Origin of the sequence: Pseudoxanthomonas sp. GM95, assembly GCF_900109775.1 — a bacterium.
GTDB lineage: Bacteria > Pseudomonadota > Gammaproteobacteria > Xanthomonadales > Xanthomonadaceae > Pseudoxanthomonas_A.
Genome location: NZ_FOAX01000001.1, coordinates 1,076,001 through 1,098,359, shown reverse-complemented (window position 1 = coordinate 1,098,359; position 22,359 = coordinate 1,076,001). Strand labels below are relative to the sequence as shown.

At 64.9% G+C, this 22,359-nt stretch carries 21 protein-coding genes and 3 tRNA genes; 1 reads left to right on the top strand and 23 read right to left on the bottom strand.

Features of this window, described 5'->3' with window-relative positions:
- Positions 1-104 precede the first annotated feature (104 nt).
- Complete coding sequence (locus tag BMZ17_RS05195; RefSeq protein ID WP_093136766.1) at positions 105-1,013, top strand: LysR family transcriptional regulator; 909 nt, start codon at positions 105-107, stop codon at positions 1,011-1,013.
- Between the two features lie 98 nt (positions 1,014-1,111).
- Here BMZ17_RS05195 and BMZ17_RS05190 read toward each other — a convergent pair.
- From BMZ17_RS05190 to BMZ17_RS05080, 23 genes are all read right to left on the bottom strand, one after another.
- Positions 1,112-1,188: transfer RNA gene (locus BMZ17_RS05190), tRNA-Met, on the bottom strand.
- A gap of 44 nt (positions 1,189-1,232) precedes the next feature.
- Positions 1,233-1,309 (bottom strand) — tRNA-Met (locus BMZ17_RS05185).
- Positions 1,310-1,378: 69 nt separating this feature from the next.
- Positions 1,379-2,833 (bottom strand): NADH-quinone oxidoreductase subunit NuoN, encoded by a 1,455-nt coding sequence (gene nuoN, locus BMZ17_RS05180; protein WP_093136763.1) that lies wholly within the window; start codon positions 2,831-2,833, stop codon positions 1,379-1,381.
- Between the two features lie 14 nt (positions 2,834-2,847).
- Positions 2,848-4,368, bottom strand: coding sequence for an NADH-quinone oxidoreductase subunit M (locus BMZ17_RS05175; protein WP_093136760.1), 1,521 nt, complete (start codon positions 4,366-4,368; stop codon positions 2,848-2,850).
- A gap of 19 nt (positions 4,369-4,387) precedes the next feature.
- Positions 4,388-6,556 carry an NADH-quinone oxidoreductase subunit L gene (nuoL, locus tag BMZ17_RS05170; RefSeq protein WP_093136757.1) on the bottom strand — a complete coding sequence of 723 codons (2,169 nt, stop codon included), beginning with the start codon at positions 6,554-6,556 and terminating at the stop codon, positions 4,388-4,390.
- A gap of 7 nt (positions 6,557-6,563) precedes the next feature.
- The gene (gene nuoK, locus BMZ17_RS05165) at positions 6,564-6,869 is read right to left on the bottom strand and encodes an NADH-quinone oxidoreductase subunit NuoK (RefSeq protein ID WP_093136755.1); all 306 of its coding nucleotides are present in this window, start codon (positions 6,867-6,869) and stop codon (positions 6,564-6,566) included.
- The gene (locus BMZ17_RS05160) at positions 6,866-7,522 is read right to left on the bottom strand and encodes an NADH-quinone oxidoreductase subunit J (RefSeq protein ID WP_093136752.1); all 657 of its coding nucleotides are present in this window, start codon (positions 7,520-7,522) and stop codon (positions 6,866-6,868) included. Before BMZ17_RS05160 ends, nuoK begins: the two co-directional genes overlap by 4 nt.
- A gap of 7 nt (positions 7,523-7,529) precedes the next feature.
- The gene (nuoI, locus tag BMZ17_RS05155) at positions 7,530-8,018 is read right to left on the bottom strand and encodes an NADH-quinone oxidoreductase subunit NuoI (RefSeq protein ID WP_093136750.1); all 489 of its coding nucleotides are present in this window, start codon (positions 8,016-8,018) and stop codon (positions 7,530-7,532) included.
- 5 nt (positions 8,019-8,023) lie between these two features.
- Positions 8,024-9,118 (bottom strand): NADH-quinone oxidoreductase subunit NuoH, encoded by a 1,095-nt coding sequence (gene nuoH / locus BMZ17_RS05150; protein ID WP_093136747.1) that lies wholly within the window; start codon positions 9,116-9,118, stop codon positions 8,024-8,026.
- The gene (gene nuoG, locus BMZ17_RS05145) at positions 9,115-11,361 is read right to left on the bottom strand and encodes an NADH-quinone oxidoreductase subunit NuoG (protein ID WP_093136745.1); all 2,247 of its coding nucleotides are present in this window, start codon (positions 11,359-11,361) and stop codon (positions 9,115-9,117) included. The genes nuoH and nuoG overlap by 4 nt, the downstream gene beginning before the upstream one ends.
- Positions 11,358-12,692 carry an NADH-quinone oxidoreductase subunit NuoF gene (nuoF, locus tag BMZ17_RS05140; RefSeq protein WP_093136743.1) on the bottom strand — a complete coding sequence of 445 codons (1,335 nt, stop codon included), beginning with the start codon at positions 12,690-12,692 and terminating at the stop codon, positions 11,358-11,360. The genes nuoG and nuoF overlap by 4 nt, the downstream gene beginning before the upstream one ends.
- A gap of 4 nt (positions 12,693-12,696) precedes the next feature.
- Complete coding sequence (gene nuoE, locus BMZ17_RS05135; protein ID WP_093136741.1) at positions 12,697-13,224, bottom strand: NADH-quinone oxidoreductase subunit NuoE; 528 nt, start codon at positions 13,222-13,224, stop codon at positions 12,697-12,699.
- Positions 13,221-14,531 carry an NADH-quinone oxidoreductase subunit D gene (locus BMZ17_RS05130; RefSeq protein WP_093136739.1) on the bottom strand — a complete coding sequence of 437 codons (1,311 nt, stop codon included), beginning with the start codon at positions 14,529-14,531 and terminating at the stop codon, positions 13,221-13,223. Before BMZ17_RS05130 ends, nuoE begins: the two co-directional genes overlap by 4 nt.
- Positions 14,531-15,274 (bottom strand): NADH-quinone oxidoreductase subunit C, encoded by a 744-nt coding sequence (locus tag BMZ17_RS05125; RefSeq protein ID WP_093136737.1) that lies wholly within the window; start codon positions 15,272-15,274, stop codon positions 14,531-14,533. Before BMZ17_RS05125 ends, BMZ17_RS05130 begins: the two co-directional genes overlap by 1 nt.
- 30 nt (positions 15,275-15,304) lie before the next feature.
- Positions 15,305-15,859 carry a NuoB/complex I 20 kDa subunit family protein gene (locus BMZ17_RS05120; RefSeq protein WP_093136735.1) on the bottom strand — a complete coding sequence of 185 codons (555 nt, stop codon included), beginning with the start codon at positions 15,857-15,859 and terminating at the stop codon, positions 15,305-15,307.
- Positions 15,850-16,206 carry an NADH-quinone oxidoreductase subunit A gene (locus tag BMZ17_RS05115; RefSeq protein WP_093136733.1) on the bottom strand — a complete coding sequence of 119 codons (357 nt, stop codon included), beginning with the start codon at positions 16,204-16,206 and terminating at the stop codon, positions 15,850-15,852. The genes BMZ17_RS05120 and BMZ17_RS05115 overlap by 10 nt, the downstream gene beginning before the upstream one ends.
- Positions 16,207-16,610: 404 nt before the next feature.
- Positions 16,611-16,695, bottom strand: a tRNA-Leu gene (locus BMZ17_RS05110).
- Positions 16,696-16,741: 46 nt separating this feature from the next.
- Complete coding sequence (gene secG, locus BMZ17_RS05105) at positions 16,742-17,179, bottom strand: preprotein translocase subunit SecG (protein ID WP_093138050.1); 438 nt, start codon at positions 17,177-17,179, stop codon at positions 16,742-16,744.
- Between the two features lie 68 nt (positions 17,180-17,247).
- Positions 17,248-18,000 (bottom strand): triose-phosphate isomerase, encoded by a 753-nt coding sequence (gene tpiA / locus BMZ17_RS05100; protein WP_093136731.1) that lies wholly within the window; start codon positions 17,998-18,000, stop codon positions 17,248-17,250.
- Between the two features lie 48 nt (positions 18,001-18,048).
- On the bottom strand, positions 18,049-18,483 hold the full coding sequence (locus tag BMZ17_RS05095; RefSeq protein WP_093136729.1) for a group I truncated hemoglobin: 435 nt from the start codon (positions 18,481-18,483) through the stop codon (positions 18,049-18,051).
- 4 nt (positions 18,484-18,487) lie between these two features.
- Positions 18,488-19,351: a DUF3034 family protein gene (locus tag BMZ17_RS05090; RefSeq protein ID WP_093136727.1), complete on the bottom strand. Its 864-nt coding sequence runs from the start codon at positions 19,349-19,351 to the stop codon at positions 18,488-18,490.
- Entirely contained in the window at positions 19,348-21,723 is a 2,376-nt protein-coding gene (locus BMZ17_RS05085) for a putative bifunctional diguanylate cyclase/phosphodiesterase (protein ID WP_093136725.1), read from the bottom strand. The genes BMZ17_RS05090 and BMZ17_RS05085 overlap by 4 nt, the downstream gene beginning before the upstream one ends.
- On the bottom strand, positions 21,720-22,343 hold the full coding sequence (locus BMZ17_RS05080; RefSeq protein ID WP_254775233.1) for a methylamine utilization protein: 624 nt from the start codon (positions 22,341-22,343) through the stop codon (positions 21,720-21,722). Before BMZ17_RS05080 ends, BMZ17_RS05085 begins: the two co-directional genes overlap by 4 nt.
- Between the last annotated feature and the right edge of the window lie 16 nt (positions 22,344-22,359).

Below are 22,359 nucleotides of genomic sequence, written 5' to 3'. Positions count from 1 at the left end.
GTGAGTGGCGGTGACCGGTCGATCACCCTGGCGCACACATTACTGTCGGCATGGAAGTCGATAAATCCTCTACGATGCGAAACATAGTCGCCATTGGAATGACAATGCATCAGCTTGAGGACATGCGCCTGTTCGTCCAGACCGTGGACTCCGGCAGCTTCACCCAGGCCGCGGACAAGCTGGGCCTGTCCAAGCAGTTCGTCAGCAAGCGACTGATGGCCCTGGAGGCGCGGCTGGGCGTGCAACTACTGATCCGCACCACGCGCACCCTGCGCACCACCGCACTGGGCCAGACCTATTACGAGCAGGCCGCGCGCGTGGTCCAGGAAGTGGACGGCATCGAGCAGGCCATCGCCCGCCAGAACGCGATGCCGCGCGGCCGCCTGCGGATCAGTGCGCCGATGACCTTCGGCACCATGCACCTGAGTCCGGTGATCCCACGCTTCCTGGCGGCCTATCCGGAGGTCGCGCTGGAGCTTGAACTCAACGACCGCACGGTCGACCTGGTCGCCGAGGGCTTCGATGCCGGCGTGCGCATCGGCGTACTGCCCGACTCCAGCCTGGTCGGCGTGCGCGTCTCGCACATGGAGCTGGTGACCTGCTGCAGCCCGGACTATCTGGCGCGACGTGGCGCGCCGACCAAACCCGACGAGCTGCCGCAGCACGACTGCCTGCCCTACGGCCATCGGCGCCATGTCGAATGGAGCTTCACCGCGCAGGGCAAGCCGAAGCTGGTCGCGATCAACGGACGCTTGTGCGCCAACAACGGCGAGGTCGTGCGCGATGCGGCCTGCGCTGGATTGGGCATCACCCAGTTGCCGACCTTCATCGTCGGCGATGCGCTGGCTGACGGGCGACTGGTGACCGTGCTCGATGACTTCCGACCGCCACCGGCCGGCATCCACACCGTGTATCCCAGCCATCGGCAACCATCGCTGGCCGTGCGCGCGTTTACCGAGTTCATGCGCAGCACGTTTTCCGCACCCACGCGCGCAACGCCAGCACGCAGCTGATCGTCGCTCAGCGACACGCACAAACGAAAACGGCGAGCCCGTTGCCGGGACCGCCGTTTCGTTGACTACCACTGCCTCGTTGCCGATGCAGCTTTACATGGTAGCGGGGGCAGGATTTGAACCTGCGACCTTCGGGTTATGAGCCCGACGAGCTGCCAGACTGCTCCACCCCGCAGCAGAAGATCTGATGCGACTACGTCATCTCAAACGTAGATTTCTTGGTAGCGGGGGCAGGATTTGAACCTGCGACCTTCGGGTTATGAGCCCGACGAGCTGCCAGACTGCTCCACCCCGCATCAGGAGCGGAATTATGAAGAATTACGGGAAATGAAGCAAGCCCTGTAACACTCCAGGTACTGAATTAATCAAAGACCGAACGCTGCCTTGCACCAGGTCATCAGCGGATTCCACGCCAAACCCAGCACCAGCAAGCCCAGCGCATTGACGCCGAACACGAACGGCACGACCTTGCCCGCACGCGGCGCCGGCAACGCACCGACGGGTTCGTCGAAATACATCACCTTGATCACGCGCAGGTAGTAGAACGCACCGATCACCGCGCAGATCACGCCGACCAGCGCCAGCCACATCAGGTCGCCATTCAAGGCCGCACGCAGCACGACCAGCTTGGCCCAGAAGCCCAGGAACGGCGGCACGCCGGCCAGCGAGGCCATCACGCACAACACCATGCCGGCCATCCACGGGCTGCGTGCACTCAGGCCCTTGAAGTCGTCGATCGTGTCGGACTCGAAGCCATTGCGCGACAGCACCAGGATCGCGCCGAACGACGCGGCCGACATCAGCGCATAGGCGATGCCGTAGAACAGCGCAGCCGCATAACCTTCCGGACCGCCGCCAGCCAGGCCAAGCAGCAGGAAGCCCACGTGCGAGACCGTTGAATACGCCAGCATGCGCTTGAGGTTGCTCTGCGCGATGGCCACGACATTACCGATGACCAGCGACAGCGCGGCCAAGCCGGCCAGCAGCAGGTGCCACTGTGGCGAAGTCGGGCCGATGCCCTGCTCCAGCACGCGATAGGCCATGGCGAACGCAGCCAGCTTTGGACCGGAGCTGATGAACAGCGTGATCGGCGTTGGCGCGCCCTGGTACACGTCGGGAAGCCACATGTGGAACGGCGCGGCACCGAGCTTGAACGCGATGCCGCAGACCATGAACACCATGCCGGTCAGCAGCATCGGGCGATCGGTGATGCCGGCGATCGCCGCGTTGATCTGCGACAGCTCCAGCGAGCCGGTGGCACCGTAGACCAGCGACATGCCGTACAGCAGCAGGCCCGAGGCGATCGAACCGAGCACGATGTACTTCATCGCCGCTTCGGACGACAGGCCGTTGTCGCGGTTCATGCCGACCATCGCGTACGAACACAGCGACAGCAGCTCCAGGCCCAGGTAGACCATGACCAGGCTGCCGGCCGAGGACAGCATCATCATGCCGGCGGTGGCGAACAGCACCAGCACCGGCAGCTCGCCCGGATACAGGTTGCGCTCGCGCAGGTATGGCCAGCCATAGATCAGCGACAGGCCAGACACCAGCACGATCGCGGCCTTGACCACGTCGGCCAGGTTGTCGCGCACGAACATGCCATTGAACACCGTGCCCTGCCCGCCCACGTGGGTGACCAGCAACACGAAGGCCAAGGCCAGCACGGCCAGGGTCAGGACATGGGTAACGGCGCGGCGGCTGGCATCCAGGAACACATCCAGGATCAACAGGGCGAAGGCACCGACCACCAGCACCAGCTCCGGGATGATCGGCAGCAGGTCGGTGACGGGGGCGGAAGGAAGCATCGAGGCGGCCATGACGTTCTAGGTCCTTACAGCTTGCTGGTGGCGAGCTGCATCGCCAGGTTCGCGATCGACGGCTCAAGCAGGTCCGTCAGGAACTTGGGATACACACCCAGCGCCAACGTGCCTGCAGCGAACACGCCAAGCACCAGGGCTTCGCGCCAATTGATATCTTTCAGTTCGGCGACGTGGCTGTTGGCCACTTCCCCGTACAACACGCGCTTGACCAGCCACAACGTGTAGCCGGCGCCGATGACCAGGGTCAGGGCGGCCACGAACGCGATGTACGGATGCTTCTGGAAGCTGGCCAGGATCACCATGAATTCGCCGACGAAGCCGCTGGTGCCCGGCAGGCCCGAGTTGGCCATGCCGAAGAACACGAAGAACACCGCGAACCACGGCATCACGTTCGCCACGCCGCCGTAATCCTTGATCATGCGCGTGTGCATTCGGTCGTAGACCACGCCGACCAGCGAGAACATCGCACCTGAAATGAAGCCGTGCGAGATCATCTGCACGACCGCACCCTGCAGGCCCAGGCGGGCCGCATCGGCGTTGTCGTAGTCGCGCATCAGGCCGGCGGCGATGAAGGTGCCCAGGGTGACGAAGCCCATGTGCGAGACCGACGAATAGGCGATCAGCTTCTTCATGTCCTCCTGCACCAGCGCCACCAGGCCGACATACACGATGCCGATCAGCGACAGGACGATCACCAGCTGGCCCCACTCGTGGGCGGCGTCCGGCGTGATCGGCAGCGAGAAGCGCAGGAAGCCGTAGCCACCGATCTTCAGCATGATCGCGGCCAGGATCACCGAGCCGGCGGTCGGCGCTTCCACGTGCGCGTCGGGCAGCCAGGTGTGGACCGGGAACATCGGCACCTTGACCGCGAAGGCGATCAGGAACGCGAAGAACAGCCAGGTTTGTTCCTTCGCCGTCAGCGGCAGGATGTACAGGTCGGCGAACTGGAAGCTCGCGTGGCCCAGCTGGCCGCCCTTGATGTACAGGTAGATCAACCCGACCAGCATCAGCACCGAGCCGAGGAAGGTGTACAGGAAGAACTTTACCGACGCGTAGATGCGGCGCGGACCGCCCCAGATGCCGATGATCAGGAACATCGGGATCAACATCGCTTCGAAGAACACGTAGAACAGGATCGCGTCGGTCGCGCTGAACACGCCGATCATCATGCCTTCCAGCATCAGGAAGGCCGCCACGTACTGGTTGACGCGCTTGTCGATCGCCGCCCAAGCGCCAATCAGCGCCAGCACCGTGGTCAGCGTGGTCAGCACGATCAGGGCGACGGAGATGCCGTCTGCACCCAGCGCGTACCAGATGTCGAACGCCGGGACCCAGGCGTGCTTCTCGACGAACTGGAGTTCGCCACTGGCCCAGTTCAAATGGGTCAGCAGCGGCAGGCTGGCCAGGAAGGTCAGCAGCGCCACGCCCAGGGCCAACCAGCGCGCAGCTTGCGCGCGGCCGGTTCCCAGTGCCAGGGCCAGGGCGCCGCCGAGAATCGGCAGCCAGATCAGAATGCTCAGCAGGTTCGACACGTGTTCGTATCCGTACAGATCAGCGCCAGTACGTCATGACTGCGGCCAGCAGTGCGATCAGGCCGAGGATCATGGCGAAGGCGTAGTGGTAAAGGAGACCGGATTGGGTGCGGCGCAGCAGTTGCGAGGCCAGATCGACCACGCGGGCACTGCCGTTGACGAACAACCCATCGATGATGCGGGTATCGATCCAGCGGGAAATTTTGCCGAGCTCGACGCCGCCACCGGCGAAGCCGTCGATCCACAGGATGTCCATGCCGTACTTGGCGTCCAGGACCTTGACCAGCACCGAGAAGCGCTGGCGCAGCTTGGCCGGCCACTCCGGCGACAGCACCAGGTACAGCACCACAGCCAGGGCGAAGCCAGCCAGGGTCAGGAAGAACGGCGGCGCCATCATGCCGTGCAGCGCGAACGCCACCGGGCCATGGAACTCTTCGGCCAGCGCACCGATGGTGTCGCGCGCCGGATCGGCGAAGTCGATCACGCCGGTGAAGAAGCTCACCGCCTGGCCCGGGATGCTGGCTTCGGCATGGTGGCCGGACCAGCTGGTGCCAAACATCATCGGCCCGATGGTGAAGAAACCGATCAGGATCGACGGGATCGACAGCAGGATCAGCGGCAGCGTCACCACCCATGGCGATTCGTGCGGCACGTGCGGGCCATGGCCGTGACCATGATCGTCGTGGTGGCCGTGATCGTCATGCGCGTGGCCATCGTGGCCGTGCGCTTCTGAGTGTGCGTTATGACCATGCGCGTCATGGCCGTGGCCATGATCGTCATGCGCCACGTCGCGGAAGCGCTCGGCGCCGTGGAATGTCAGGAACAGCAGGCGGAAGCTGTAGAAGCTGGTGATCAGCACGCCGCCCAGCACCGACCAGTAGCCGTAGGTGGCGACCCAGCTGTGCGAGACGTGGGCATGGTGCTGCGCCGCCTCGATGATGGTGTCCTTCGAATAAAAGCCCGAGAAGAACGGCGTGCCGACCAGCGCCAGCGTGCCGATGACCATCGTGATGTAGGTGATCGGCATGTACTTGCGCAGGCCGCCCATCTTGCGCATGTCCTGCTCGTGGTGCATGCCGATGATCACCGAACCGGCGCCCAGGAACAGGAGCGCCTTGAAGAAGGCGTGCGTCATCAGGTGGAACACGCCGGCGCTATACGCCGACACGCCCAGCGCCACGGTCATGTAGCCCAGCTGCGACAGCGTGGAGTACGCAACCACGCGCTTGATGTCGTTCTGGATGATGCCGATCAGGCCGGTGAAGAACGCCGTGGTCGCGCCGATGAACAACACGAAGTCCAGCGCGGTCTGCGACAGCTCGAACAGTGGCGACATGCGCGCCACCATGAAGATGCCGGCGGTGACCATCGTCGCGGCGTGGATCAGCGCCGAGATCGGGGTCGGGCCTTCCATCGAGTCGGGCAGCCACACGTGCAGCGGCACCTGGGCCGACTTGCCCATCGCACCGATGAACAGACAGATGCAGATCACCGTCGCCACCTGCCACGGATGCCCGTCGATCAGGGTCAGCGACATGTTCTTGAGCATCGGCGCGCTGGCGAACACGGTGCTGTAGTCCAGCGTGCGGAACCACAGCAGCACCGCGGCGATGCCCAGCAGGAAGCCGAAGTCGCCGACGCGGTTGACCAGAAACGCCTTCATGTTGGCGAACACCGCGGTCGGGCGCTTGAACCAGAACCCGATCAGCAGGTAGGACACCAGGCCCACCGCTTCCCAGCCGAAGAACAGCTGCAGGAAGTTGTTGCTCATCACCAGCATCAGCATGCTGAAGGTGAACAGCGAGATGTAGCTGAAGAAGCGCTGGTAGCCGTCGTCATCAGCCATGTAGCCGATCGTGTAGACGTGGACCAGCAGCGACACGAAGGTCACCACGACCATCATCATCGCGGTCAGACGGTCGACCATGAAGCCGACGTGCCCGCTGAAATTGCCGATGTCGAACAGCGTGTACAGGTTCTGGTTGAACGGCGCAGCGCCGCCCCACACCAGCTGGTACAGCGTCCAGCACGACAGCGCGCAGCTGACCGCCACGCCCAGGATGGTGATGGTGTGCGCACCGGCACGGCCGATCTGTCGCCCGAAGAAGCCGGCGATGATGCTGCCCAGCAATGGCGCCAGGACCACGGCGACCAGCACGGACTTGGAGAGGAGGATTTCGCCCATCATCAGTACATCAGCCCTTGAGGGAGTCGACTTCGGCGACGTTGATCGTGCGCCGGCTGCGGAACAGCGCGACCAGGATCGCCAGGCCGATCGCGGCCTCGGCCGCGGCCACGGTGAGGATGAAGAACACGAAGATCTGCCCGGCGGTATCGCCCAACTGGCGCGAGAACGCCACGAAGTTGATGTTGACCGAGAGCAGCATCAGCTCGATCGACATCAGCAGGATGATCACGTTCTTGCGGTTGAGGAAGATGCCGGCCAGCGAGATGCAGAACAGCACCGCGCCCAGCGCCAGCAGGTGTCCGAGGGTGATCATGGCTTGGCCTCCTGCGAATCTTCAGCCGGCGCTTCGGGCGCGGGCACCACCGGGCGCACCGCGTCCATGCGCACCATGCGGAAGCGGTCGGCGGCCTTGACCCGGGTCTGCTCGGATGGGTTCTGCGACTTGACGCCTTCGCGCTTGCGCAGGGTCAGCATCACTGCGGCGATGACCGCCACGGTCAGGATCACGGCGGCGAACTCGAACGGCAGCAGGAACTCGGTGAACAGCGAGCGCGCCAACCAGGTGATGTTGGAGGTCTCGGCCGCGGCCGAGGCCGCGTTGTCCGGCAGCACCGCGCCGATCTTGGCCTTGATCCCGATCAGCACCAGCATCTGGACCAGCATGACCACCGCCACCAGGATGCCCACGGGCAGGAACTTCACCCAGCCCTGGCGCAGGTTGGCCACGTCGATGTCCAGCATCATGACCACGAACAGGAACAGCACCATCACCGCGCCGACGTACACCAGGATCAGGGCCACGCCCAGGAACTCGGCGCCCACCAGCAGCCAGGTGCAGGCCACGCTGAAGAAAGTCAGGATGAGGAAGAGGACCGCGTGCACGGGGTTGCGCACGCTGATCACCGCGGCGCCGGACAATGCGGCGACGGCGGCGAAGATGTAGAAGCTGATCAGTACCCAGTCCATCTCGTCCTCAGCGGAATGCGGCGTCGGCGGCACGGCGCTCGGCGATTTCCGACTCGAGTCGGTCGCCAATGGCCAGCAGCTGCGGCTTGGTGACGATGTTCTCGCCACGGTTTTCGAAGTGGTACTCCAGCACGTGGGTTTCCACGATGGAGTCCACCGGACAGCTTTCTTCGCAGAAGCCGCAGTAGATGCACTTGAACAGGTCGATGTCGTAACGCGTGGTGCGGCGGGTGCCGTCCTCGCGCTTGGTCGAATCGATGGTGATCGCCAACGCCGGGCAGACCGCTTCGCACAGCTTGCAGGCGATGCAGCGCTCTTCCCCGTTGGGATAGCGGCGAAGCGCATGCAGGCCGCGGAAACGCGGCGACTGCGGGAACTTCTCCATCGGGTACATCATCGTGTACTTGGGCTTGAACGTGTACTTGAACGTCAGCCACAAGCCCTGCAGCAGCTCAAGCAGCAGCAGGCTCTTGAAGTAATGCGTGATCTTGTTCATGAGTGTCAGGCGCCTCGCTGGATGACGCCGTAGAAGACCATCAGCGCGGTGACTGCGATCCAGACGATGGTCAGGGGAATGAAGACCTTCCAGCCCAGCCGCATGATCTGGTCATAGCGGTAGCGCGGGAAGCTGGCACGGAACCAGATGAAGGCACTGGCGAAGAAGAACGCCTTGGCAAACAGCCACGGCCAGCCGCCGGCCCAGATCCAGTTGACCCACGGCGAGATGTCCGGGTTGCCCCAGGCCTGCGGCCACGGGCTCAGCCAGCCGCCGAGGAAGAAGATCGAGACCAGGAAGCTGACCAGGATCATGTTGGCGTATTCGGCCAGGAAGAACAGCGCGAACGCACCGCCGGAATATTCGACCATGTGGCCGGCGACGATTTCCGATTCGCCTTCCACCACGTCGAACGGCGCGCGGTTGGTCTCGGCGACGCCGGACACCCAGTACACGATGAACAACGGGAACAGCGGCAGCCAGTACCACTCGAACAGGCCGGCATCGCCGGTCTGGGCCTGCACGATCGCCGACAGGTTGAGGCTGCCCGCGGCGATCATTACGCCGACCAGGGCAAAGCCCATCGCGATTTCGTAGCTGACCACCTGCGCGGCCGAACGCAGCGCGCCCAGGAACGCGTACTTGGAGTTGGACGCCCAGCCGGCCAGGATGATGCCGTACACGCCCAGTGAGGTCATCGCCAGCAGGTACAGCAGGCCGGCATTGGCATTGGACAGCACGATCTGCGCGTCGAACGGCACCACCGCCCAGGCCGCGAACGCCGGCGCCAGGCCGATCAGCGGGGCGATCACGAAGATCGACTTCTGCGCGTTGGCCGGCTGCAGGATTTCCTTGAACAGCAGTTTGAAGACGTCGGCGAAGGCCTGGAAGATGCCCATGCCGACGTACATCGGCCCGTGGCGCACGTGCATCCAGCCGATCAGCTTGCGCTCCCACACCACGTAGAACGACACCGAAATGATCACCGGCATGGTGATCACCAGGATCTTCAGCACGATCCAGATGATCATGCCGATGGCGCCCAGACCCAGCAGCCAGTCGCGCAGCGGACTGACGCCATCGATCAACAACTCGTTCATGCAGCCACCACCTTCACACGGCCGGCGCCGATGGGCGCGGTGGCGCCATGGCCCGACTCGATCCACACCGAACCCGGTGCGACACGGTCATTGATCACCACCGGCAAGGTGGCGGTTCCGTCGCCGGCCTGCACCTTGGCCACCTGCCCGTCCGCTAGGCCCGCGGCCTGCGCATCGGTCGGATGCAGACTGACCGACGGCGCGGTGTTGAGCGGATGCGACTGCAGCGCCGCGGCGCGACGGACGAATCCATCGGTGCGGTAGATGGCCGCGGTGGCGACGACTTCGAAGCCCTCGCCTGCCAGCGACGGGGCCGCCGAGGCCTTCGGCGTCACAGCAGCGGCGCCGGCCAGGCTGGCGCGCGCGCCGGCCAGGTCGGTGAACTCGAAGCCCGGCAGGTTCAGCGCGCCACCGAGGGCACGCAGCACCTTCCAGCCTTCGCGCGCTTCGCCCGGCAGCTTGCTGCCGGCCTGGGCACGCTGGTTGCGGCTGTCGAGGTTGGTCAGGGTCGCGTCGATTTCCGGCAGTGCGCCGATCGGCAGGATCACATCGGCCATGCGCCGCGTGGACGCACAGGCGAAGTGGCTGAACGCCACGACCTTGGCGGCGGTCAGCGCCTTCTGCGTGGCAAAGCCATGCGCGAAATCCAGGCCCGGCTCGATGCCGTAGATCACGTAGGCACCGCGCGGCTTGCTCACCATGTCGACCGCGTCGCTGCCCGTCGGCAGCACGCCGGCGCGGGCCAGGCCCACGGCGTTGGCGCCCTGCGGGATGCGGCAAAGCGCGGCGCCGGTGGCTTCTGCGAAATCTGCAGCAGCCTTGCGCAGCGCGGCGGCTTGCGGGTGGTTCTCGGCGATGGCACCGACGATGATCACCGCCGAGCTGGCGCCCTTCACCGCGTCGCGAAGCTCGGTCTTGCCCAGTGCGTCAGCCAGCTGCGACGGCGGCACGATGTGCTTGCCGGTCGTGGCGAATGTGAAATCGAAATCCACCGGATTGACCACATGCACCTTGGCGCCGTTGCGGTTGGCCTTGCGGATGCGCTGGTGCAGCAGCGGCAGCTCGTGGCGCACGTTGCTGCCGAACACCACGATCGCGCCGGCCTTTTCGATGTCGGCCAGCGGCAGCGCGAACGGCTGCGCCACGGCGGCATCAGACAGGTCGTTGGACAGGATGCGATGGTCGAGGTTGCCGGTGCCCAGGCCCGAAGCGAGCTTGGCCAGCAGGCCGCCCTCCTCGTTCGAGGTCGCCGGATGGACCAGCACGCCCAGGTCATCGCCCTGGTGGCTCTTGAGGATTTCAGCGGCGGCGGCCAGACCTTCGGCCCAGCTCACTTCCTTCCACTCACCGTTGACCTTCTGCAGCGGCTTGACCGCACGGTCTTCGGCGTACAGGCCCTGGTGCGAATAACGATCGCGATCGGACAGCCAGCATTCGTTGACCGCCTCGTTGTCGCGCGGCACGGTGCGCAGCACTTCGCCGCGACGCACATGCACGAACAGGTTCGACCCCATCGCATCGTGGTAGCCCAGCGATTCGCGTGCCTGCAGCTCCCACGGGCGCGCCTTGAACTGGAACACCTTGTTGGTCAGCGCGCCGACCGGGCACACGTCGACCACATTGCCCGAGAGCTCAGTGGTCAGCGGCTTGCCGTCATAGGTGCCGATCTGCAAATTCTCGCCGCGGTACATGCCGCCGAGTTCGTAGGTGCCCGCCACTTCCGCGGTGAAGCGCACGCAGCGCGTGCACTGGATGCAGCGGGTCATCTCGGTGGCAACCAGCGGCCCGATGTCCTCGTCCGGCACGGTGCGCTTGCGCTCGTTGAAGCGGCTGACCGAGCGGCCATAGCCCAGCGACACATCCTGCAGTTCGCACTCGCCGCCCTGATCGCAGATCGGGCAGTCCAGCGGATGGTTGATCAGCAGGAATTCCATGACGCTGCGCTGGAACTTCAGCGCCTTTTCGTTGCGCGTGAACACCTTCAGGCCTTCGCCCACGGGCGTGGCGCAGGCCGGCGACGGCTTGGGCGCACCGCGGCCGCCGATTTCCGTATCGACCAGGCACATGCGGCAGTTGGCCGCGATGGACAGCTTGTCGTGGTAGCAGAAACGAGGGATCGGGATGCCGGCCTTGTCGGCGGCCTGGATGATCATCGAACCCTTCGGCGCGTACAGGACGCGGCCGTCGATCTCGATGGTGACGTGATCCGGTGGGACGTTGGGATCGACCGGTTGGGCACTCATGCCGCAGCCTCCAGCGGGCCGTCGACGATCGAACGACCGTTGACGATGTAGTACTCGAACTCGTCCCAGAACTGGCGCAGGAAGCCCTGGATGGGCCATGCCGCCGCTTCACCGAACGCGCAGATGGTGTGGCCTTCGATCTGGCCGGCCACGGCCTTCAACTGGTGCAGGTCTTCCATCGTGCCCTTGCCGGCGACGATGCGCTCCAGCACGCGGTGCATCCAGCCGGTGCCTTCGCGACACGGCGTGCACTGACCGCAGGATTCCTTGTGGAAGAACTGCGAGATGCGGCACGCAAAGCGCACGCAGCAGACGCTGTCGTCCAGCACGACGATGGCGCCCGAACCCAAGCCGGTGCCCAGGGCACGCAGGGTGTCGTAGTCCATCTGCAGGCCGGCCAGCTGGTCGGCCTTCAGCACGGGCATCGACACGCCGCCCGGCACCGCGGCCTTGAGCGTGCGGCCCGGCTTGAGGCCGCCGGCCATTTCCAGCAGTTCGTCGAAGGTGGTGCCCAGCGGCACTTCGAAGTTGCCGCCCTTGGCCACGCAACCGGAGACCGAGAAGATCTTCGGTCCGCCGTTCTTGGTCTTGCTCAGGCCCAAGAACCATTCCGGACCGTTGCGGATGATCGCCGGCACCGAGGCATAGGTCTCGGTGTTGTTGATCGTGGTCGGCTTGCCGTACAGGCCGAAGTTCGCGGGGAACGGCGGCTTGTAGCGCGGCTGGCCCTTCTTGCCTTCCAGCGATTCCATCAGTGCGGTTTCTTCGCCGCAGATGTAGGCGCCGGCGCCCAGCGCGCCATAGATGTCGATGTCGATCCCGCTGCCGAGGATGTCCTTGCCCAGCCAGCCATTGGCGTAGGCGTCGGCCAGGGCTTGTTCGAAGTTTTCGAACGGCTCGTGGTGGAACTCGCCGCGCAGGTAGTTGTAGCCCACGGTCGAGCCGGTGGCGTAGCAGGCGATCGCCATGCCTTCCACGACCGAATGCGGGTTGTAGCGCAGGATGTCGCGGTCCTTACAGGTGCCCGGCTCGGACTCGTCCGAGTTGCAGAGGATGTACTTCTGCATGTCGCCCTTGGGCATGAAGGACCACTTCAGGCCGGTCGGGAAGCCCGCGCCGCCGCGGCCGCGCAGGTTGGAGGCCTTGACCATCTCGATGACGTCGGCCGGCGAGATCTTCTCTTCGAGGATCTTGCGCAGGGCCGCGTAGCCACCGGTCTTGAGGTAGCTTTCGTAGGACCACGGCGTGTCGTAGTGCAGCGTGGTGTAGACCACCTGATGCGGCAGCGGTGCCGGTCCGACCGGGCCCTTCGGTGCGTGCGAATGTGCCATGCGCTTACTCCAGCCCGTCCAGCAGTGCGTCGACTTTCTCGGGCGTGAGGTTTTCGTGGTAATGCCCGTTGATCACCATCATTGGCGCGGCCGAGCACGCGGCCAGGCACTCTTCCTCGCGCTTGAGGAAGATGCGGCCGTCGGCGCTGGACTGGCCGCGCTTGCAACCGAGCTTGCGCTCGGCGTGCTGCGCCAGTTCTTCGCCGCCGTTGAGCCAGCAGCTGATGTTGGTGCAGAAGGCGACGTTGTGGCGACCGACTTTTTCCAGCTCGAACATCGAGTAGAAGCTGGCGACCTCGTAGGCCCACACCGGCGGGATGTCCAGGTACTTGGCCACGCCGGCAATCAGCTCGTCGTTGAGCCAGCCACCGTTCTGTTCCTGTGCGGCGTGCAGGCCCTGCAGCACGGCCGAACGCTTGCGATCCGGCGGGAACTTGGCCAGCCAATGATCGATGTGGGCGCGCGTCTTCTCGCTGAGGATGACCTGCGGGTCGACCTGGCGCGCGTTCTCGAAATTACCCGTGGCCTTCATCGGTCCACCTCACCAAAAACCAAATCGTAAGTACCGATCATTGCCACCACATCCGGCAGCATGTGCCCGACCACGATCGCGTCCATCGAAGAAAGATGGACGAAACCCGGCGCGCGCAAATGCACGCGGAACGGCTTGTTGGCGCCGTCGGACACCAGGTAGCAGCCGAACTCGCCCTTGGGCGCTTCGACGGCGGTGTAGGTCTCGCCGGCCGGCACGCAATAGCCTTCCGAGAACAGCTTGAAGTGATGGATCAGCGCTTCCATGTCGTCCTTCATCGCCTCGCGCTTGGGCGGCGCGACCTTGAAGTTCTCGACCATCACCGGGCCCGGGTTGGCCTTCAGCCACTTCACGCACTGGGCGATGATGCGGTTGGACTCGCGCATCTCGGCCACGCGCACCAGGTATCGGTCGTAGCAGTCGCCGTTGACGCCGACGGGGATGTCGAAATCCACCGCGTCGTACTTGGCGTAGGGCTGCTTCTTGCGCAGGTCCCACTCGATGTTGGAGCCACGCAGCATCACGCCGGTCATGCCCCAGGCGCGCGCCTGTTCGGGCGTGATCACGCCGATGCCGACGGTGCGCTGCTTCCAGATGCGGTTGTCGGTGAGCAGGGTTTCGTACTCGTCGACGCGGCTCGGGAAGGTCTTGGTGAAGTCCTCAAGGAAGTCCAGTAGCGAGCCTTCGCGCGCCGCGTTGAACTGCTTGAGCTTGGCGCCCTTGTGCCAGGGCGATTCCTTGTACTTGGGCATCGTCGACGGCAGGTCGCGATAGACGCCACCCGGACGGTAGTACGTGGCATGCATGCGTGCGCCGCTGACCGCTTCGTAGCAGTCCATCAGCTCTTCGCGCTCGCGGAAGGCGTACAGCATCACCGCCATCGCGCCAAGATCGAGCGCATTGGAGCCCAGCCACATCAGGTGATTCAGGATGCGGGTGATCTCGTCGAACATCGTGCGGATGTACTGCGCGCGCTCCGGTGCCTCGATCCCCATCAGGGTTTCGATCGCCTTCACGTAGGCGTGCTCGTTGCACATCATCGACACGTAATCCAGGCGATCCATGTAGCCGATCGACTGGTTGAACGGCTTGGACTCAGCCAGCTTCTCGGTCCCCCGGTGCAGCAGGCCGATGTGCGGATCGGCGCGGACGATGGTTTCGCCATCCATCTCCAGGATCAGGCGCAACACGCCGTGCGCGGCCGGATGCTGCGGGCCGAAGTTCATCGTGTAGTTGCGGATTTCCTGCTTGCGCTCACCCTCGTTGCTGGCGAATGCCTCATGCGACTGCTTGATCTGTGCGCTCATTACTTGGACTCCCGCGCTGCGGTTTCACCGGCGGCGGTCTGGTAGCGGGCGTCCTCGCGGATCACGCGCGGCACGCCCACGCGCGGCTCGACCGAGGTCACCGGCTCGTAGACCACGCGCTTGCGCTCTTCGTCGTAACGCACTTCGACATTGCCGATCAGCGGGAAATCCTTGCGGAACGGATGACCGACGAAGCCGTAGTCGGTCAGGATGCGGCGCAGGTCCGGATGCCCGGCGAACACGATGCCGAACAGGTCGAACGCCTCGCGCTCGAACCAGTTGGCGCCCGGCCAGATATCGGTGACCGAGGCCACCACCGGCACGTCGTCGTTTGGGGCGTAGCAACGCACGCGCACGCGACGGTTGTGCTGGTAGGAAATCAGGTGCGCGACGGCCGCGTAGCGATTGGTCGGCATCGGCAGCGCTTCGGCGTGATCGGCGCCCTCGCCCGTCGGGGCTTCACCCCAGGCGAAACGGCCGACGGCCTTGCCTTCGACGCCACGCGAGAACCCCTGCGAGGACACGTCCGAGGTATCCCACTCGTCGCTGCCATAGCCCAGGTAATCGACGCCGCACAGGTCCGACAGCTGTTCGAAGCCGAAGCTGTCGCGCAGCGCCAGGCACAGCTCGTGCCACTGGGCGTGCGGCACCTCGATGGAAGTCTCGCCCGAGGGCGACACGGAAACGAGTGCGTCGGGAAAACGCGATCGCAACTCTTCGGTGTAGACGGCTTGCTCTGCCATGGGGGCTTTGCGTGCTCTAGGTAAAGGGGTTCAGCGGGCGATGGTCTGGGTGCGCCAGATCTTCTTCTGCAGCTGCAGGATGCCGTAGACCAGCGCTTCGGCCGTCGGCGGGCAGCCCGGCACGTAGATGTCCACCGGCACGATGCGATCGCAGCCGCGCACCACCGAGTAGGAATAGTGGTAATAGCCGCCGCCGTTGGCGCAGCTACCCATCGAGATGACCCACTTGGGCTCGGGCATCTGGTCGTAGACCTTGCGCAGCGCCGGGGCCATCTTGTTGACCAGGGTGCCGGCCACGATCATCACGTCGGACTGGCGCGGCGACGGGCGGAACACCACGCCGTAACGATCCAGGTCCAGGCGCGCGGCGCCAGCGTGCATCATCTCAACCGCGCAACAGGCCAGGCCGAAGGTCATCGGCCACATCGAACCGGTGCGGGCCCAGTTCATCAGCGCATCGACGCTTGTGGTGACGTAGCCCTTTTCCAGCAGCGGGTTTTCACCTTCGGGACGCAGGATGTCATCCACCCGTCCTTCCGGCAGGGGGTTGGTCATCAGCTTATCGATGGTTTGGATCACTCCCATTCGAGCGCTCCCTTCTTCCAGACGTAAATGAAGCCCAGGAACAACATGCCCACGAACAGGCCCATCGTGACCAGGGAGCGCGCACCGATGTCCATGAACACCTGGGTCCACGGCACGATGAAGATGATTTCCAGGTCGAAGACGATGAACTGGATGGCGATCAGGTAGTAGCGCACGTCGAACTTCATGCGCGCGTCCTCGAATGCCTCGAAGCCGCATTCGTAGGGGGAGAGCTTCTCGGCGTCGGGGCGCCGGGGGCCGATCAGTCGACCGATGACCATCAGCGAGATGCCGATACCGGTGGCGACGATCAGGAAGAGCAGGTTCGGCAGGTAATTGGCCAGCACGCGCGATTCTCTTTTTGGGTTCCGGCAACCTGCTGCACAGTCTACTGCTGCATTGCGGCAGCCTGTGCGAAGGTCGCATTCGGGTCCGGGCTTGCGGGTCCACCTGCGAGGCGGGCCTGGCGCTTGGAAGACGCAACCCGCGACTTCCGTATTCCGGTCCGGCTAAGCCGGGCGCTTCGCAGCAGCCTCCTTCCGTTGATTCGTACCGGACACTGCTGCGAACCCGTCAATTGTAGCGTTCACTGAACTCATGAGTAAACGATTTGAGGGACTCTCGTCACCAGCAAAGCGTTTCGACCGAGGCCCGCCGACAAAAAAGCCCGCTGAGCGGGCTGGGTGCGCAAAACAGCGGGCGCCAGTAACGCAAAAGGGCCATCAAGGCCCTTTGTCGTGTACTGCTAAGTTGGTGCCCAAGAGGGGACTCGAACCCCTACGACTTTCGCCGCTACCACCTCAAGGTAGTGCGTCTACCAATTCCGCCACCTGGGCAAATCTTTCGCCAACCCCAGCCGAAGCCGGGCCGGCATTGTACGCGTCACTGGCCCTGTGCGGGAGCCTGTTTCGGTGCTTCTTCAACCGGCGTGCTCGTGGCCGGGGCCGAAGCGGCCGGTGCGGTGGTCGCCGGTGCCTGCGGCGCGGCAGCCGACGGGGCCAGCTCGCCCGGTGCCGGCGCGGGTGCCGCGGCAGCGGGCTGCTCGGACATCAGGCCCAGATCCTGCTGCACGGCGCCGGTGTGGGCGGTGCGCGATGCGTTCCAGGCCATGAACAGGCTGATGGCGAAAAACGCCACCGCCAGCCACTTGGTGCTCTTGGACAGGAAGTTGGACGCGCCACGCGAGCCGAACACGGTGCCCGACGCACCGGCACCAAAGCCGGAGCCAGCCTGCGCACCCGAGCCGCGCTGCATCAGCACCAGCCCGATGATGGCCACTGCCACCAGCACGTAGACCACATTGAGGATCAGCATCAACATCGACATGGATCGGTTTCTCGGTCAAAAACCCCGCAGGCCAGGCCGGCGGGGTCGATCAATTCATTGGGTCAGCCGGCCGCCGCACGGGCGATGGCCAGGAAGTCGGCGGCCACCAGCGAGGCGCCTCCGACCAGCCCTCCATCGACATCAGACTGCGCGAACAGTTCCGCGGCGTTGTCGGGCTTGACGCTACCGCCGTACAGCAGCGGCAGCGAATCGGCGATTCTAGCATCGTGGCGCGCCACGACGCCACGGATGAAGGCGTGGACCTCCTGGGCCTGCTGCGGCGAGGCCGTGCGGCCGGTGCCGATCGCCCAGACCGGCTCGTAGGCGACGATCGCGCCATCGAACGCCGCCACGCCGGCCAGCGCCAGCACTGGTTCCAGCTGCGCGGCGATCACCGCTTCGGTCTGCCCCGCTTCGCGCTGGTCCAGGGTTTCACCCACGCACAGCACCGGGACCAGGCCGGCGTTGCGGGCGGCGACGAACTTGCGCGCGACCAGCTCGCTGTTCTCGTGGTGGTACTGGCGGCGCTCGGAATGGCCAACCAGGCCGTAGGTGGCGCCAACATCGACCAACATCGCGGCCGAAACCTCACCTGTGTAGGCGCCCTTTTCGTTGGCACTGACGTCCTGCGCGCCAAAACCAATGGCCTGCCCCTCGAAATCCTCGATCAGATCACCCAGGTAAGGCAGCGGTGGCAGCACCACCAGCTCGACATCCTGCAGCGGCAGGCCTTCGGCCAGCTCGGCTACAAGCTGGGTGGCGAAATCACGGCTGCCATGCAGCTTCCAGTTACCGGCGACGATCCTACGGCGCATGAGGACTCCTGTTTGGATAAGACCAACAGCATACCGCGGGGTCTGTCGTCACTGGTTGACGATTTCGCCCTGCATCGGCGCCAGCCGCTTGATCAGGCGGTTCTGGGTGGTGCGGGGGATCTTCTGCTGGTCCATCGCCCACATCAGGTCTTCCACCAGCGCATTGAACTCCCCCTGCCCGATCGGCAGGTGCGCATGCGCCGGCCCCATCGCCTTGCCCTGGTAGTCGCAGGGCCCGTCGCTGACCTGGCACAGCTTTTCGTTCAAATGCTGGTTGAGCATGACGATGTTCACCCGCGCGAACATCTGGTTGATCCGCGGATCGTCGGCCACATGCGAGAGCAGTGTTTCGACCAGCGCTTCCAGCCCGGCCTGGCCGCCCAGCTCCTCGTACAGGGTCGGCGCTGGACGCGCCGTGCTGGCGCAGCCGGCCAGCAGCAGTGCGCAACAAAGCAGTACGTGTCGAGGCAGTGACATGGGCATGGTCCTAGAAGGCCACCTGCAGCGAGGCATATGGCCCGCGCTGGTCTTTCAGCGTTGCGATGCTGCCCAGGTCGGCCCAGGCCACCGTCAGTGAGACGTGCTTGCTGGGAAACCAGGCCACGAACACATCACGCCAGTCATCCTCGTGGGCGAAGCCCAGATTGTCCGGCTTCTGCCGGTATTCCACGCCGATGGCCAGCGCCGGATCCAGCAAGACCGCCGCGGAGCCTTCGAACACCACGCTGCGCCCTGCCTTGCGATCGCCCCCGAAACCCAGCAATCCGCCCTGGTTGGCCTTGGTCGAGCGCAGCGTGCCGTTGAGCAGCAGCTGGTAGCCACCGGCCGCATCCAGCAGCAGCGTCGTCGCGCTCAGGTAGACATCGGTGCCGGTATCGGCATGCGCGCCCAGCGCGGTTGGCAGCGTGCCGTCGCGCAGGCGCTTGCGCTGCACCCCGACGCTGATCTGCGGCATGCGCGTGTAGACCAGATCGCCGGCGACCCGCACCTTGATTCCGAAGATGTCCTGGCCCAGCGCATTCCACGGCAGACCCAGCCGATCCTGCAGCGTGCCCAGATCGAAGCGTTGCCGCGCGACCGAGAACTCGACCCGGTCGCGCACCGTGAAGGCCGCGCCCTGCACATCCAACCGGTAGTCACCCGAATCCACGTGCGTGGCGAAGGCCACGATGCCGTTTTCGTCGCGGGTGCCGTAGCCACTCAACGTGGCCCACGGCACGATGCCGCCGCCGCCGCTGCCTTCGATCGTCGAAACGCCGCCGGTGGCGAGCAGACGCCCTTCGCCGGCCTGCGCCACCAGCGGTGCGCACGCCAGCAACGACGCAAAGCCCAACATCCGGACCCGCTTCATGGGCGTGCCTCGTGCAACACGTGGCCCGGCATCATCCGGCACTGGCGGCCGTCGCACCACGCCAGCAATTCGGCTTCCAGCAATGGCTTGGCGTAGTGATAGCCCTGCGCCATGTCGCAATGGTACTGGCGCAGTAGCGCGACAATGGACTCGCTTTCCACGCCCTCGGCGATCACCGACAGACCCATGTTGTGCCCCAGCTCGATGGTGCTGCGGACGATGACCTCGTCGTCGCTGCCTTCGGCCAGCTGCATGACGAAGCTCTTGTCGATTTTCAGCTCGTCCACCGGCATGCGCTTGAGCTGGGCCAGCGACGAATAGCCAGTACCGAAATCATCGATCGACAGGCGCACGCCGCAGTCGCGCAGTTGCTGCAGCATGCGGATCGCATATTCGACATCGCCCATCACCGCGCTTTCGGTCACTTCCAGGATCACCCGGTGCGGCGGCACGCCGTGACGCTGAAGGCTGCGCTCGACCGAATCGGGTAGCTGCGCATCCATCAGGTTGAGCACCGACAAGTTGATCGCGATACCCAGGTCAAGCCCCAGGCTGCGCCAGCGGGCGTTGCAGGCCAGCGCTTCGTCGAGCACGTAACGGGTGACTTCGTGGATCGCGCCGGAGTGCTCGGCCAGGGCAATGAATTCGTCGGGAAAAATCTGCCCGAGCTTGGAATGCTGCCAGCGCAGCAGCGCTTCCACGTGCTCGACCGTGTTGGTGGACAGCGACACCTTTGGCTGGAAGCGCAGGTAGAACTCGCCGCGCGAGGCGGCGGTGCGCAGGTCGCCCATCAACCGCAGCTTGCGCTGGTGCTGTTCATCGCGACCGGCCTGATACGCCGAGACACCCGCGTGTCCGCCCTTTGCTTCCTGCAACGCAATGTCGGCGCGCCGGATCAGGGTGATGGGATCGGTCCCATCGTCCGGGAACACCGCCAACCCGATCCCGGCATCGATGTTGATCGCAGCGGCCGGCAGCTCGACCGGCTGGCGCAGCTGGTTCAAGAGCTGCTGGGCCAACGCCAGCCCGGTTTCGCGCTCGACCTCGCTGAAGACCACCATGAACTCGTCACCGCCCATGCGCGCGACATAGTTGCCCTCGCCTGCACTGGCACTCAGGCGGCGCCCGATTTCCACCAGCACGGTGTCAGCGAATTCATAGCCAGCCGCCGAATTGATTTCCTTGAACCGATCCAGGTTGAGCAGCATCAACACGCCATAGCACCCTGCGGGCATCGGCTTGGCCAACGCCTCGACCACCCAGCGCCGCGCACTGGCACGATTGGGCAGGCCGGTCAGCGCATCATGAAAGGCCTGGTGCAACAACCGTCCTTCGCGCGCGCCAATCTCCTGCTGCATGCGACCGAAGCTTTCGGCCAACTCGCCGATCTCGCCGCCGGCGCTGATCTGCGGCCCTTGGGTGTAATCGCCCGCCTGCATGCGCCGCGCCGCCACGACCAATTGCTCGACAGGCCGGCTGACCGTACGCGCCAGCAGCGCCGCCACCGCGACCGCCGCCAATCCGGCTAGCGCAGACAGCACCAGGATCTGCTGTTTGAGCAGCACGAAAGGTTCCAGTGCCTGGTCCAGCGAACCGAATACCACCGCTCGCAGCTCAGGGTGCGCGCTGCCATCGAGCAGCACCTCGCCATTGGACAGATATTCCGTATCGCTCAGTTTCATCGGCTCGGTGCCGCGTTGCTCGGACAGCACGCGCGGCAAGGCTGCGCTAAGCACCTGGGTTGGCACGTCCAGGCTGCTGCCATAGATCACAGGTCTGTCGCTCTCCCTGACGAAGGCGATGCCCAGCCCGGTCAGGCTCCGGAAATCGTTGGCCAGCGGATTGCCCATGCGTTCGCCGATCACGACCCAGCCGACGATCTCAGGCGCCTGCACCGGCGCCATCGCGATGCGGTACAGACGTCCCTGCAGGACGACCACGTCCAGCGCCGACCCATCGCGTCGAGCCCGGGCCAGCAGCGGACCGATCACGCTGTCCTGCTGCTGTTGCGGCAGCGGGAGCGTCCCGGCGAGCCAATGGCCGTCCGGTGCCAACAGGATCGCCACGCTCGCCGAGACGCGCTGGCCGTGATTGAGCAGCGCTGACTCCATGGTGGCTGAATCACCACTGGTGGCCGCGGCCTTGAAACCGAAGTCGCTGGCCAACACACGTGTGTTCTCCAGCAACTGTAGGCCGTAACGCCGATTCATCCGGCTCCAGACGCGCTGCCCGAGCTCGATATCACCCTGCAGATCGCTGGTCACTGCGCGCGCCGTGGCGAACTGGACGACCGCAAACGTAGTGAGCTGCGCCACCAGCACCACGGCGATCATCAGCAAGACAATACGGAAGCGGAAGCCGCGCAGGTTCATGGTGACTCCGCGGGAATCCTGCGGAATTTCTCCTGCAACGCGCGGACCCTGTCGCTGACCGGCGCATCGGGCTTGGCCGGTGCCACGCCGAGGGTGATGGCCTGGTTCAGGCCCTGTGCGGTGACCGTGACCTGCTGCGCGAAGGCAGTGTTCTGCAGGCGCGCGTGCCAGGCATGCAGCGTGTACTGACCGGGCGGCACCTCCAGCGTCACCGTGCCCTGTGCGCCAGTCGTGGCGAAGAACGGGGTGTCGAGCACCACGATGTGACCGAGCATCCAGTCATGGATGTTGCAGCCAAGCACCACCACGCCAGGCTGGTCGAAACGCACCGGTTTGGCCGTGGTGCCCGCATACAGCGGCAGCTCGAAGCGCTTGGCCGGCGAGAACGAATACACCTGGTGGCGGATGTGATCGCTGTTGGGAAAGGTCACCACCGTACCGGTCTGCACCACCAGCACCGCCGGGACGAACTGCGAATCGCGCTGGTCCATCGCCGCGGTCGTGCCAGCGGGTGCGGCGCGCCCCTGCGCGGGCTGCAGGCTGACCACCGCATCAGAAAGTCCCGCACCGGAGGCATTGACGGTGATACGTACCGTTGCGGCCTGTGCATGGCTGCACAGGAGCCAGGCTCCCAAC